Source organism: Streptomyces sp. NPDC102462 (assembly GCF_044765425.1).
Lineage (GTDB): Bacteria > Actinomycetota > Actinomycetes > Streptomycetales > Streptomycetaceae > Streptomyces.
On sequence record NZ_JBIWKB010000022.1, the window covers coordinates 78,440 to 89,711 of the forward strand.

13 protein-coding genes are annotated in these 11,272 nt (G+C 71.3%); 6 read left to right on the forward strand and 7 right to left on the reverse strand.

Going from position 1 to position 11,272, the window contains the following annotated elements; genetic code table 11:
• Positions 1 to 33: 33 nt before the first annotated feature.
• Positions 34 to 600: a hypothetical protein gene (locus tag ACIRFL_RS20520; RefSeq protein ID WP_404030214.1), complete on the forward strand. Its 567-nt coding sequence runs from the start codon at positions 34 to 36 to the stop codon at positions 598 to 600.
• 280 nt (positions 601 to 880) lie between these two features.
• On the opposite strand, the gene ACIRFL_RS20525 is transcribed toward ACIRFL_RS20520, so the two are convergent.
• The gene (locus ACIRFL_RS20525; RefSeq protein ID WP_404030215.1) at positions 881 to 1,411 is read right to left on the reverse strand and encodes an ArsR/SmtB family transcription factor; all 531 of its coding nucleotides are present in this window, start codon (positions 1,409 to 1,411) and stop codon (positions 881 to 883) included.
• Between the two features lie 59 nt (positions 1,412 to 1,470).
• On the opposite strand from ACIRFL_RS20525, the gene ACIRFL_RS20530 reads away from it, so the two are divergent.
• Positions 1,471 to 1,965 (forward strand): hypothetical protein, encoded by a 495-nt coding sequence (locus ACIRFL_RS20530; protein WP_404030216.1) that lies wholly within the window; start codon positions 1,471 to 1,473, stop codon positions 1,963 to 1,965.
• 96 nt (positions 1,966 to 2,061) lie between these two features.
• Here the strand turns inward: ACIRFL_RS20530 and ACIRFL_RS20535 are convergent, their stop codons facing one another.
• Positions 2,062 to 3,009 carry a CPBP family intramembrane glutamic endopeptidase gene (locus ACIRFL_RS20535; protein ID WP_404030218.1) on the reverse strand — a complete coding sequence of 316 codons (948 nt, stop codon included), beginning with the start codon at positions 3,007 to 3,009 and terminating at the stop codon, positions 2,062 to 2,064.
• 187 nt (positions 3,010 to 3,196) lie between these two features.
• A complete protein-coding gene (locus ACIRFL_RS20540; protein ID WP_404030219.1) occupies positions 3,197 to 4,102 on the reverse strand; it encodes an NADP-dependent oxidoreductase in 906 nt (301 codons plus the stop codon).
• Positions 4,103 to 4,246: 144 nt separating this feature from the next.
• On the opposite strand from ACIRFL_RS20540, the gene ACIRFL_RS20545 reads away from it, so the two are divergent.
• The gene (locus ACIRFL_RS20545; RefSeq protein ID WP_404030221.1) at positions 4,247 to 4,618 is read left to right on the forward strand and encodes a MerR family transcriptional regulator; all 372 of its coding nucleotides are present in this window, start codon (positions 4,247 to 4,249) and stop codon (positions 4,616 to 4,618) included.
• 82 nt (positions 4,619 to 4,700) lie between these two features.
• Here the strand turns inward: ACIRFL_RS20545 and ACIRFL_RS20550 are convergent, their stop codons facing one another.
• Positions 4,701 to 5,081: a winged helix-turn-helix transcriptional regulator gene (locus ACIRFL_RS20550; RefSeq protein WP_404030223.1), complete on the reverse strand. Its 381-nt coding sequence runs from the start codon at positions 5,079 to 5,081 to the stop codon at positions 4,701 to 4,703.
• Between the two features lie 76 nt (positions 5,082 to 5,157).
• Between ACIRFL_RS20550 and ACIRFL_RS20555 the strand changes: the two genes are divergently transcribed.
• A complete protein-coding gene (locus ACIRFL_RS20555; protein WP_404030224.1) occupies positions 5,158 to 6,084 on the forward strand; it encodes an NADP-dependent oxidoreductase in 927 nt (308 codons plus the stop codon).
• 100 nt (positions 6,085 to 6,184) lie between these two features.
• Here the strand turns inward: ACIRFL_RS20555 and ACIRFL_RS20560 are convergent, their stop codons facing one another.
• Positions 6,185 to 6,367: a hypothetical protein gene (locus ACIRFL_RS20560; RefSeq protein ID WP_404030226.1), complete on the reverse strand. Its 183-nt coding sequence runs from the start codon at positions 6,365 to 6,367 to the stop codon at positions 6,185 to 6,187.
• A gap of 344 nt (positions 6,368 to 6,711) precedes the next feature.
• Between ACIRFL_RS20560 and ACIRFL_RS20565 the strand changes: the two genes are divergently transcribed.
• Both ACIRFL_RS20565 and ACIRFL_RS20570 read left to right on the forward strand, forming a co-directional pair.
• The gene (locus tag ACIRFL_RS20565; RefSeq protein WP_404030228.1) at positions 6,712 to 7,338 is read left to right on the forward strand and encodes an SAM-dependent methyltransferase; all 627 of its coding nucleotides are present in this window, start codon (positions 6,712 to 6,714) and stop codon (positions 7,336 to 7,338) included.
• Between the two features lie 29 nt (positions 7,339 to 7,367).
• A complete protein-coding gene (locus ACIRFL_RS20570; protein ID WP_404030230.1) occupies positions 7,368 to 7,868 on the forward strand; it encodes a DinB family protein in 501 nt (166 codons plus the stop codon).
• Positions 7,869 to 8,059: 191 nt separating this feature from the next.
• On the opposite strand, the gene ACIRFL_RS20575 is transcribed toward ACIRFL_RS20570, so the two are convergent.
• Both ACIRFL_RS20575 and ACIRFL_RS20580 read right to left on the reverse strand, forming a co-directional pair.
• Positions 8,060 to 9,280, reverse strand: a complete 1,221-nt coding sequence (locus tag ACIRFL_RS20575) for an FAD-dependent monooxygenase (RefSeq protein ID WP_404030232.1) — start codon at positions 9,278 to 9,280, stop codon at positions 8,060 to 8,062.
• Positions 9,277 to 10,674 carry an MFS transporter gene (locus tag ACIRFL_RS20580; protein ID WP_404030233.1) on the reverse strand — a complete coding sequence of 466 codons (1,398 nt, stop codon included), beginning with the start codon at positions 10,672 to 10,674 and terminating at the stop codon, positions 9,277 to 9,279. Before ACIRFL_RS20580 ends, ACIRFL_RS20575 begins: the two co-directional genes overlap by 4 nt.
• Positions 10,675 to 11,272: the final 598 nt, after the last annotated feature.

Below are 11,272 nucleotides of genomic sequence, written 5' to 3' on the forward strand. Positions count from 1 at the left end.
CCACACGGTACGTTGCCGCAGGAAGGAAGACCGATGACGGAACCCGGTCTGTTCGAGCGGGAAGCCGTCGTGGTGGCACAGCCGAAGCGTTCACGGTGGCGCGGATACACGGGCCCCGCCCTGGCCGTGTCCACCGTGCAGGGAACCCCGCTCGCCCGGGTCACACACACCGACGACACGCACTGCGTCCTCAGACAGACGTCCGGCGAGTTCATCGTCGGCATCGAGCAGTTCGGGCCGGTGGAGTTCCGCTTCACCGACGCCGCGGACCGGGAGGTCGGCACCGCCGGTGCCCCTGGACTCGTCAAGGCCCGGCAGCTGAGCCTCCGCACCGAGCGGGGACGCCGGCTCCTGCTCACCCGGCCGGGTCTCCTGGAGAGCGCATGGCAGCTCACGGAGACCGATCCGGAAGGGGACCCGGCTCCGAACATGCTCGGCCGGGTCACGGTGAGCACCGTCGACAGGTGGCTCGGATTGCAGCAGTACGTCGTCGAAATGGACCCTCGCCTCGACGTCTCCGAACGCCGGACCGTCGTCGCCTCGGTCATCTGCCTGCACCTGCTCCGCCGCCCGCCGGGCACCAGCACCGCACCGGCGTGAGAGGAACCCTGGCGCGGGGTCTCATGATGCCGGTGTACCTGCCCCGGCCGTGCAGCAGGGGCAGGTACACCTCGTCGGTGATCTCACGACTATCCGCACCGCACCGGCGGCGACCCCCGCGACGATCTGGACCTCGCCAGCTACGGCGTCGTCAAGGCCCTTGAGGACCGCCTGGGGGCGACCTACCCCGGCATGCCGTGGGAGCCCAAAGCCGCGTTCACCGCTGTCGCCGACTGGTACCGCGGGCGCTCGTGACGCCCAGGCCCGGGCCCCTGGACGGCTATGACGGCAGCCGAGCCGCGCGCGGTCCCGGCGCGGAACGCACCACGTGTGCCGGCGGGATGCGACGGTTTCCGTTCAGCAGCGCGTTGCCGAGCGGGGTCGCGCAGTGGTGCACGCCCTGCCCGCGGCGCCGGGTGACGATCAGGCCCGCGTCGCGCAGGGCGGTGGCGTGCTGGGACACGGCGGCCGGCGAGACGACAAGTCGCCGCGCCAGCTCAGTGGTGGATCCGCCCCCATCGGCGATGGCTGCGAGCAGATCGGCACGGGTCCGCCCGAGCAGCGCGCGCAGCGCCTCCCGGTCGGGCCTGGCATCCGCCCTGGACCAGCCGAGGTCGTGCGCTATGGGGTAGACGATGACGGGCGAGGGGCCCGCGTCGCGCAGGGTGATCGGGGCACCCCAGCAGAAGAAGGAGGGGAGCAGGAGCAGACCACGCCCTTCGAACGGGAGGCTCCCTGCTGTCCGTGCCCGCAGTGGCGGCGGCCGCCGGCAGACCCGGATCGGGCGAGGCCCGGGGACGGCCGGCGTCACCCAACGGATGGGCGCTCCAGGAGAAGGCCAATGACGTCTCCACGGTGTGGAGGCGGCCGGTGCCCGGCACCGGCTTCGGCGTGGACGTGCGCATCGGCGACGTGGAGACCGTGCTCGTCTACCTCGTCCGCCGCTTCCACTACGAGATCGACGAACTCCGCGAAGGAGACGTCACCGGCTGGCGCGCGCCCTCCCGGGTGCGGCTCGAACAGGCCGAGGGCAATCAGGCCTCCGGCACCGCCGTGGCGATCCGGCCCGGCTCCTACCCGCCCGGAGCCAGGGGAGGCTTCTTCGCGCACGAGTTGACGGTGATCCGCGACATCCTCGCCGAGTGCGACGGCGTGGTGCGGTGGGGCGGCGGCGACGAGCGCCCGTACGAGGCCCTGTTCTCCATCGACGTACCACCGGGCGACCGGCGGCTGACGGCCCTTGTGACCAAGCTGCGGAACTGGACCGACGAGCCTGGACTCGGCGCCGGATCACCGGTGGACGTGACCGACACCGAGCGCCGCAGGGCCGCCGACGCACTCGAACGGCAGCAGAAGGCCGCCTGACCCGACGGCGTACCGCATGCGGCGCGGCAGCCCGGCCGGTCTGTGGGAGGGGGCCGGGTCCGGGCTTCGCGCGGATCGTGTGGTGGGCGCTCCCGGTCAGCCGGCCGGCGAGAGCCCGGGGCCGGCCGGCGTGGTCCTGGGCTGGCCCAGCCGTCCTCGTGTCGCGATCAGCAGGATCAGGGCCGCCGTGGCCGAGGCGAGCAGGAAGGCGTGGGACGCGTCGCTGCGCACCTGGTCGGGGAACATGTCCGACCATGCCATGGAGGTGTAGTTGTTGACGCCGCAGTGCAGCAGCATCACGAGCGGCATGCTCTCGCCGGACTTGTTGAACACCCAGGTCATCACGGCGCTGAAGGCGATGGTCGTGGCGATGAACTCCACAGGCTCGATCAGCGCCACATCCGGTCCGCCGCCCCATTCGGTGAGGAACAGCGGCAGGTGCCAGATGCCCCACAGGACGCCGATGACGGCGGTGGCGGTCAGGGCGCCGTAGCGGTTCTGCATGCGGGGCATGGCGAACTCGCGCCAGCCTGGCTCCTCGGCGAGGCCGGTCGTGAGCATCTGCATGACCAGTGCGGGCAGGTAGGCGACGAGGACCGCGGCGGGGGGCAGTTCGGGCGCGCGGCCGGACAGCGCGGCCGAGCCGAGCACCAGCGCGCCCGGCACCGCGAGGAGGACCACCAGATACCAGCGCCAGCCGACCTTGAACTTGGTCATACGGGCCCGCCAGGTCCGCAGCCCCGCACGTCCTTCGGTGACGCCGGTGATCAGGAGGGCCGCTGTGATCGGCCCGAGGTAGGCGCCGGGCAGGACACCGAGGACCTGGGAGCCGGCCGCGCCGCCCGGGAAGGTGAAGTGCCAGACGCCGGTGCCGTTGCGGGAGAGGATGTAGGGGGTCCAGGCCACCCAGCTCAGCCCGTAGGCCAGCGCGAAGAACCAGATCAGCGGGCGGCGGCGGAGGCTGCCGCGCAGACCCGTGTCCTGCTGGGGCGGGGCCGGCGGGGTCGGTGTGATGCCGGGGGTGACGGGAACGTAGGAGCTCACCGCGGTGCCTTTCGAAGGGGCTGACGTGATGTGCTCAGCTCATCAGTGCGGCGCCCAGAGATCATTGCGGTGCGCACCCCAACTCCCGGTACAGCAGGCTGTACCTGACGTGTGGTCAGGTAATCACGTCCCTTGCACCGACGACGGCCGAAGCCGGGGGACGCCCTGAACGGTGGGTGGGACAGGCTCAGATGCGGACCACGATCTTTCCCCGTGTGTGTCCGCGCTCGGCGTATGCGTGCGCTTGCGCGGTCTGTTCGAGCGGGTAGGTCCGCTCGATGCGCGGTGTGTAGTGGCCTTGCCGGCCGAGTTCGCCCGCCTCGGCGAGGAGCGTGGAGTCGTTCTCCGCGTTGGCCAGACGCACACCCAGGCGGTGCGCGTTGGAGTAGTCGGCGATCGTCGCCACACGAGCAGGGTCGCCCACGATCGCGACGAGATCGGCCAGGGACCCGGAGGCCGCGGTGTCGAGCGCGATGTCGACACCGTCCGGAGCCAGGGTGGCAAGGCGCTCCGCGAGGCCGGTGCCGTAGGTGGTGGGAACGGCACCCAGAGAGGTGAGGAACTCGTGGTTGCGCTCGCTTGCCGTCCCGATCACGGTGGCGCCCTGAGCCACCGCGATCTCGACCGCGGCACTGCCCACGCCTCCGGCGGCACCCTCGATGAGAAGGGTGCGCCCCCGCAGGGGACCGAGTGCCTTCAGCCCGCCCATCGCGGTCACGGATGCCAGACCGGCGCCGGCGGCCTCCTCGTCGGTCCACGTGGCAGGCGCGTGGGCCCAGGCCGACAGCACGGCCAGTTCCGCTGTCGCGCCGGTGACGCCGCCCAGCCCGAAGACACGGTCACCGATGCTCACCCCCCGCACGCCCTCACCGGTCTCGTCGACCACGCCGACGGCCTCACGCCCGGGAATCGCGGGCAGGTCCACGGGAAGCACCTCGCGCACCGCACCGGAACGCACCTTCCAGTCCACGGGATTGACGCCGGCCGCCGCGACGCGGACGCGGATCTCGCCGGGCCCGGGATCCGGGTCCGGCACCTGCTCGACCACAAGTGTCTCCACACCGCCGTACTGGTGATACCGGACTGCGCGCATGACGTTCTGCCTTTCCACACGGCCCGAACCGGCCGTACGTGAGATCAGTGGGTGCATGTTCGGCGAGCGCCGACGCCCACTACGCTAAAAGCTGACGTTGGCGTCAGTTGCAAGTCGGGCGGCCGCCCGAGCGGAGGAGGACCTGTGCGCATCGGTGAGGTCGCCGAGAAGGCAGGAGTGAGCGTCCGGGCGCTGCGCTACTACGAGGAACAGGACCTGCTCCAGGCGTGCCGCAGCCCCGGCGGCCACCGGCATTACTGCGACACCGCCGTCGGCCGGGTCCGGCTGATCCAGCAGCTGTATGCCGCGGGCCTCCCGAGCAGAGTGGTCCGCCAGGTGCTGCCCTGCGTGGACTCGGGTGAGAAGGAGGCGCCCCCGGCGCTCCTGGACCAGCTGGCGGCCGAGCGGGTCCGCATCGACCAGCGGATCACCGATCTGCTCGCTGTGCGCGACCGGCTCGACGACGTGATCGCCCTCACCCGAGACCCTGATTCCGACTGCTCTCACCTGCGGTGAAGACCACCGCCGCAACGACCTCGGACATCACCGGCGGATGAGCGCGCACTGGCCGGGATGCCCGGTTGTCCTGGCGGGGCCCTCAGTCGCCGGGGGTGGCCGGCTCGGGATGGGCGTCGAGCGCGTCGAGGACCGCGTCGCCGTTCTCCCTGGCCCACTCGGTCAGCATGTGGATCGGATCGATCAGCGTCGCCCCGAGCGGGGTCAGTTCGTACTCGACGCGGGGCGGCACCTCGGCGTAGGCGTGGCGGCGGATGAGTCCGTGTGCCTCAAGCCGTCGGAGCGTCTGGGTGAGCATCTTGCGGGAGATGCCGCCGATCAGCTCGATCAGCTCGCCATGGCGCACCGGGCCCCTGCTGAGGCCGTAGAGCACGACCACCGTCCACTTGTCGGCGATCAGCTCGACCGCCATACGCGCCGGGCAGTCGGCGAGAAAGAGATCACCGGGACCGAAATCGCTCATGGCGCCAAAGGTACCTGTGGGTTCCTATCAGAAACCTAGCCTGGGTTCTCTCCCCCCTTTCAAAGCCAGGAGAGTCATGCGAGTCATCACCCAGCAGACGCTCGGCGGTCCCGAGGTGCTCACCGTCGTGGACGCGCCCGAGCCCGAGCCCCTGCCGACCGAAGTTCTCGTCCGCGTCAAGGCGATCGGGCTGAACCCGCTGGAGGCACGCCTGCGCGCCGGCGAGTTCCCGCTGTTCGGCCGGCCGCCGTTCATCCTCGGCTGGGACATCAGCGGCGTCGTCGAAAAGGCGCAGACGGGGCGGTTCAGGCCCGGCGACGAGGTGTTCGGGATGCCGCTGTTCCCCCGGCCGGCAAGCGCGTACGCCGAGTTCGTGTCGGCGCCGGCGTTGCACCTGGCACGCAAGCCGGCGTCGCTCTCGCACGTCGAGGCGTCGGCGCTGCCGGTCGTCGGGCTGACTGCGTGGCAGGGCCTCGTCGACCTCGGCGGCGTGACCGAGGGCGACCGCGTCCTGGTCCACGGCGGTGGTGGCGGGGTCGGCCACGTCGCGATCCAGATCGCGAAAGCGCTCGGAGCGTACGTGATCGCGACCGCCGGCGGGAGCAAGCGGAAGTTCGTCGACGGGTTCGGCGCCGACGAGGTGATCGACTACACGGCGGTCGACTTCACCGAGGCGGTCCGCGACATCGACGTCGTGCTCGACACGATCGGCGGCGACAGCGTCGAGCGGTCGCTCGAAGTGCTCCGCCCAGGCGGTCACCTGGTGACGGCGGTCGCCGAGGGGGATTCGGCGCTGGTCGCCAGGTACGAGGCGGCCGGCATGCGCTTCAGCGGCATCGCGGTCGACCCCGATCCGGTCGCCCTGCGCGGTCTCGTCCGACTCGTCGAACAGGGCAGGCTCCGGGTCCATGTGCAGGAGACGTTCCCGTTCGAGCGCGTCGCCGACGCGCACCGCCTGCTCGACGGCGGTCACCTCCGGGGCAAGCTCGTCCTCACCGTCTGATGCCGTCGTGGGCCTCGCGTGGGCGAGGCCCCACCGATGAACGACTGCCCCTCCCCCGCGCCGTGTGCAGGTTGCGGGTTCACCGCCCCGTGCGGCGGCGTCACTTCCCGTCCCGGCGGTCCTCACCGCTTTGGTGGGTGGAGCCGAAGGCGACGCCGGCGACACCACCCACCCCGATTCCTGCGATGAGGCCGACCGACAGGTTGTCGAAAGCCGAGAGCCCGAAGATGACTCCGACGGGCAGGCCGAACAGGACGCCCGTCATGAGCGCTTTGAGTCCCACGCGTTCTCGCCTCTCGTCGTTCCCGCTCACCGGCATTGTCGGCTTGACGCCAACGCCGTCACCAGGTGGGCGCCGTCGCGGCGTTGATGCTCTCGAGGATTCGGGTCGTTGAGGAGTTGGACCGCATTGCCGTCGGCACTTCCCGGCCAGTGCGGCAGGGGCGTGTGGAACTCGGCGGTCTCCCGGAGGCGGGGGCGGTGAGGGTCATGGCGTGTTCGCGGCGCATCGCATGGAGCCGGGATGGGACGGCGTCGAGTCTATTTGCCGGAACCGCAAGATGACGTGCCGGCCTGGGCAAGCCTGGTGAGACTGGGACGCGTTCGTTCATGGCAGAAGGAGCCTCGATGAGCACCAGCGACGCGGTCCAGTTCTGGGACGGCGTGTACGCGGCCCGACCCGCGGCCGCCGACCCCCGCCCCAACGTCTGCCTCACGGCGGCGGTCACCGGCCTGCCGCCCGGCCACGCGCTGGACCTGGGATGCGGAGACGGCGGCGATGCGCTGTGGCTCGCCCGCCGGGGATGGCAGGTCACCGCCGTCGACGTCTCCTCCGTGGCGGTCGAACGGCTCACCGCTCTCGCCCTCGCCCAGGGCCTGCCCGACCGGATCGCGGCGCGGCGCCACGACCTGGGCGAGTCCTTCCCGGACGGCACATTCGATCTCGTGTGCGCTCACTACCTGCACACGCCCCTCGACCTGGACAGGGCGGCCGTGCTGCGTGCCGCCGCGCATGCCCTGCGCCCGGGCGGCCGGTTGCTGGTCGTCGACCACGGCTCGACTGCGCCGTGGTCGTGGAACCAGGACCCGGATGTCCGGTACCCGAGCCCGCAGGAGGTCGCCGCCGGCCTGGCGCTGGACCCGGGGACGTGGGCGGTCGAGCGGGCCGACGCACAGGTGCGGACCGCGAACGGACCTGACGGCCGCACCGCCGAGGTCACCGACCATGTCCTGATCGTCCGCCGCACCGTCTGAACCGGCGCGCTCTTTCGAAGGCAGGCACCATGGCCACCTCCTCCCGCCGCAACCGCCGCTCCGACACCCCGCCGCCCCGCACCCAGAACACCGAGATGGAGGTTCTGCGCGGGTTCCTCGACTATCTGCGGGACTCGATCGCCGCGAAGGTCGAAGGCGCCCCCGAGCCCCAGATCCGCACGGCCGCGGTGCCGTCGGGCACGAATCTGCTCGGCCTGCTCAACCACCTCACCTGCGTCGAACGAGCGACGTTCCTCGGAGCCCGGATCACCCACTGGCAGGCGACCTTCCATGCCTCTCCCTCGGACAGCGCGACCGACGTCGTCACCCGCTACCGGGAAGCGGTCACAGAGGCGAACGACGTACTCGACACATGCGCCGACCCCGGCGCACCGCTCCCCCGCTCCCAGCCGGGCAAGCCCGCGCCCTCCGTCCGCTGGGCACTGGCCCACATGATCGAGGAGACCGGCCGCCACGCCGGCCACGCCGACATCCTCCGCGAACTGATCGACGGCTCAACCGGCCGCTGAGCCCACCAGTCCCCCGCAGGCATGAACGCCGTTACGGCGCAAGGCAGTTGACGGGGCCGCGCCCCGGTCCGGCGGCTGCTCGGGCTCGCGGCCGGACCGGATGGACGGGGAGTGACGTCGTCGTACGCGGCTGGTGGCTCACGCCGGGGTCCCGGACGGCGGTGGCGTCCGTTGTCGGTGTGTGTGCGGGCTCACCGCAGGGGGGTGAAGTCGGGCAGGGTGAGGGCCGAATGGGCCGGTCGTCCCTCCGGGGAGGGTATGGCGGTGGGGTTGCGCAGCCTGTCGTTGCGCTGTCGCAGGGCCCGGGCGGTGGTCGGGAAGAGGGTGGCGCCGCCCTCGCCGACCAGCCCCTGGTTCACGGTCACGAACGCACGGGTGTCGTGTTCGTAGGCGGAGAAGCCCGCGGCGTGGTCCCGGCCGGCCAGGGAACCGGCGAGCATGTACGCGCCGACGAGGGCGAGGCTGGTGCCCTGTCCGGTGAGGAACGACGGAGCGTACGCGGCGTCGCCCACCAGCGCGACCCTGCCGCTGGACCAGCGGGGCATACGGATCTGGCTGACCCCGTCGAAGAACGGGTCATCCGCGTCGCGCAGGGCGGCCAGCATGCCCGGTACCTCCCATCCCGCGTCGGCGAACACCGCGGCGAGCAGGTCCCGTTGGGCCTGCGGGTTCCGGAACGCGTCGAACGGCGGTTCCGGCTGGGCGAAGTTCAGAAAGGCGTGCACTTCGTCGTCGTCTCCTACGGCGTAGAGTGCCGCGGCCCGGCCCGGGGTGTTCCACATCACGGTCTCGTGGGAGAGCCCGAAGGTGTTGCGCATGGTGAACACGGCGAAGCAGCAGCCGAGGTACCGGTGGAACTGCTCTTCGGGGCCGAACAGCATCTCCCGGGTGTGTGAGTGCAGACCGTCCGCGCCGAGCACCATGTCGAACGTACGCCTGCCGCCCCCGCGGAAGGTGACGTCGACCCCGTGGCCGGACTGGTCGAGGGTGTCGATGGAGTCGTCGAACAAGAACTCCACGTCGTCACGGACCGCCGCGTAGAGAGCGTCGGTCAGATCACCGCGCCGCACCTCCAGGTCCCGTCCCGCGACACCGCCGGTGACGGTGTGCGGGTCGACCGAGGCCACCACGCTGCCGTCGGCGTCGAGGAAGGTCAGCCGGCGCAGGTCGATGTGCGCGTCCCGCAGCCGCGGCAGGATGCCCATCCTCCGGACGACCTCCAGTGCGGTGCCGCGCACGTCGATGGGGTAGCCACCCCTGCGCAGCGTGGCCGCCTTCTCGACCACCGTGACCGCGTATCCGTAGCGGTTCAGCCAGAACGCGAGGGCGGACCCCGCGAGGCCGGCCCCGGATATCAGAACCGTGCGCCTCGGCCCGGAACGGATGTCCGTCAGCTGATCGGTGCGGGTCATTCCTTTACTCCTTTGCTTATGCTTCGGACGACGAGCAGGGACAGCGCCGTGACGGCGCCGGCCATGACGAAGCCGGTGACGAAGGCCGATTCGGCCGGGACATCCGATCCGGAGGGGGTTCCGGCGGTGAGGATCGCGCCGCTGACCTGCGCACCCACGGCGTAGCCGACCACACGGGTCACCAGGACGAGGCTGGTGGCGATGCCGGTGTCGCCCTGCTCGACTGATGTGGCGGTGCTGGTCACCATCGCCGTGACACACAGGCCGTTGGCAAGCGCGATGGCCGCCTTGCCGATGACGAGGTGCCAGGTCTCGGTGTGTACGGCTGCCAGGGCGGTCAGGGCGGCGGCCATGATGACGATCCCGGCGGTGACCACGGCACGCGAGCCGAAACGCCGCGCTCCGATCCCCCCGAGCGGACCGGCGAGCGACGCGGCCACGGCGCCGGGCAGCAGGAAGATGCCGATCTCGGTGGCGCCGGCCCCAAAACCGTGCTCGTCGGCGGGCACCGCGAACAGCTGCGGGACGAGATAGACCGCCACCGACGTACCGACGCAGATCACGAACGTCAGCACACACGACGTCCATATCGCGGGCCGTGCCAGCATCCGCAGATCGATCATCGGCGCGGCCGCACGCCGCTCAACGGCCACCCATGCGGTCACGAAGACGGCCAGCACCACGATGAGCGCGCCGAGCACGAGTGGCTGCGAGGTGATGTCGGGCGCCAGCGCGAGCACGAGCATGAGCGTGACCAGCGTCCCGCTCAAGAGGAGCAGGCCGGGCCAGTCGACCCCGGCGGCGTCCGAACGGCCCGGCGGATCCTGCGGCATCAGCCTGTTCACCAGCATCGTGGCCCCGATGACCGCGATCGTCGGCAGCGCGAACATCCAGTGCCGGGACAGCCCCTCCGCCACGGGCCCGGCCGCCAGCGTTCCCGCCATCCCACCGCCCACGAACAGCCCGCTGACCACCCCGATGGCCACCTTCGACTCTCCCGCGGAAAGGTGTGTGCGCACCAGGATGAACGACAGGGGCAGCGCGCCCACCATCGCTCCCTGTAGTACCTGGCCGAGCAGCAGCACGGGCAGGTTCGGCGCCAGCGCGGACACCAGGCCGCCGGCACAGACCACCGACATCAGCCGTATCAGGACGCGTTTTCCGCCGTAGCGGTCGCCGAACTTGCCCGCGACCGGTGTGATGAGCGCGCCGGTGATCAGGAGCATGACGCTGAGTAAGGCCCCTTCGGCCGGGCTCATGTCCAGCTCGCGTTGCAGGAGCGGGAGCGTCGGCGTCACCACCGACTCCAAGGCACCGGTGGCGACCGCCAGCATGCCGAGGGCCCCTACAGCGGCCCTCCCGATACGGACCGGGGGAGCCAGAGTCACGCTCATGGACGTCCTGCCTTTCAAGAGTGGTTGCACTGGCCATGCGTGAGAGCCGAGGACCCGGGGTTCTGGGGGCGGACCGGCGTGGGCGAGCCCGTTGGGCGGGCTCAAAGGTTCAGCGACGGCAGGTCTCGTGCCGACGGGATCGAGTGTGCGGGGCGGCTGCGCGCCGGGCGTCACGCCTGGGAGCCAATGTGGAGGTGCTACCTCGGTAGGGGGTGCGGGGGCCTCCGGCGGGTGCGGCGGCGTTGTGGCTGGGCGCCGCCCGCGCGGCGAGCCGCATATCGGTACAGCCCCGCGCCCCTTCGGGGCGCGACCCCGCCGTCGGGCGTCTGCGGCAGCGTTGTGGCTGGTCGCGCAGTTCCCCGCGCCCCTTCGGGGGCACGACCCCGCCATCAGTCGACTGCAGCGGCGGCGTGGCTGGTCGCGCCCGCGCGGCGGAGCCGCATATTGATACAGCCCCGCGCCCCTTCGGGGGCACGACCCCGCCATCAGTCGACTGCAGCGCCGGCGTGGCTGGTCGCGCCCGCGCGGCGGAGCCGCATATTGATACAGCCCCGCGCCCCTTCGGGGGCACGACCCCGCCATCAGTCGACTGCAGCGG

Bases quoted from the DNA above. Each gene is read 5' to 3' on its own strand.
- ACIRFL_RS20580 (WP_404030233.1), bottom strand. From the start codon at position 10,674: ATGAGCGTGACTCTGGCTCCCCCGGTCCGTATCGGGAGGGCCGCTGTA.
- ACIRFL_RS20550 (WP_404030223.1), bottom strand. From the start codon at position 5,081: ATGAGCGATTTCGGTCCCGGTGATCTCTTTCTCGCCGACTGCCCGGCG.
- ACIRFL_RS20570 (WP_404030230.1), top strand. From the start codon at position 7,368: ATGGCCACCTCCTCCCGCCGCAACCGCCGCTCCGACACCCCGCCGCCC.
- ACIRFL_RS20565 (WP_404030228.1), top strand. From the start codon at position 6,712: ATGAGCACCAGCGACGCGGTCCAGTTCTGGGACGGCGTGTACGCGGCC.
- ACIRFL_RS20540 (WP_404030219.1), bottom strand. From the start codon at position 4,102: ATGCGCGCAGTCCGGTATCACCAGTACGGCGGTGTGGAGACACTTGTG.
- ACIRFL_RS20555 (WP_404030224.1), top strand. From the start codon at position 5,158: ATGCGAGTCATCACCCAGCAGACGCTCGGCGGTCCCGAGGTGCTCACC.
- ACIRFL_RS20575 (WP_404030232.1), bottom strand. From the start codon at position 9,280: ATGACCCGCACCGATCAGCTGACGGACATCCGTTCCGGGCCGAGGCGC.
- ACIRFL_RS20520 (WP_404030214.1), top strand. From the start codon at position 34: ATGACGGAACCCGGTCTGTTCGAGCGGGAAGCCGTCGTGGTGGCACAG.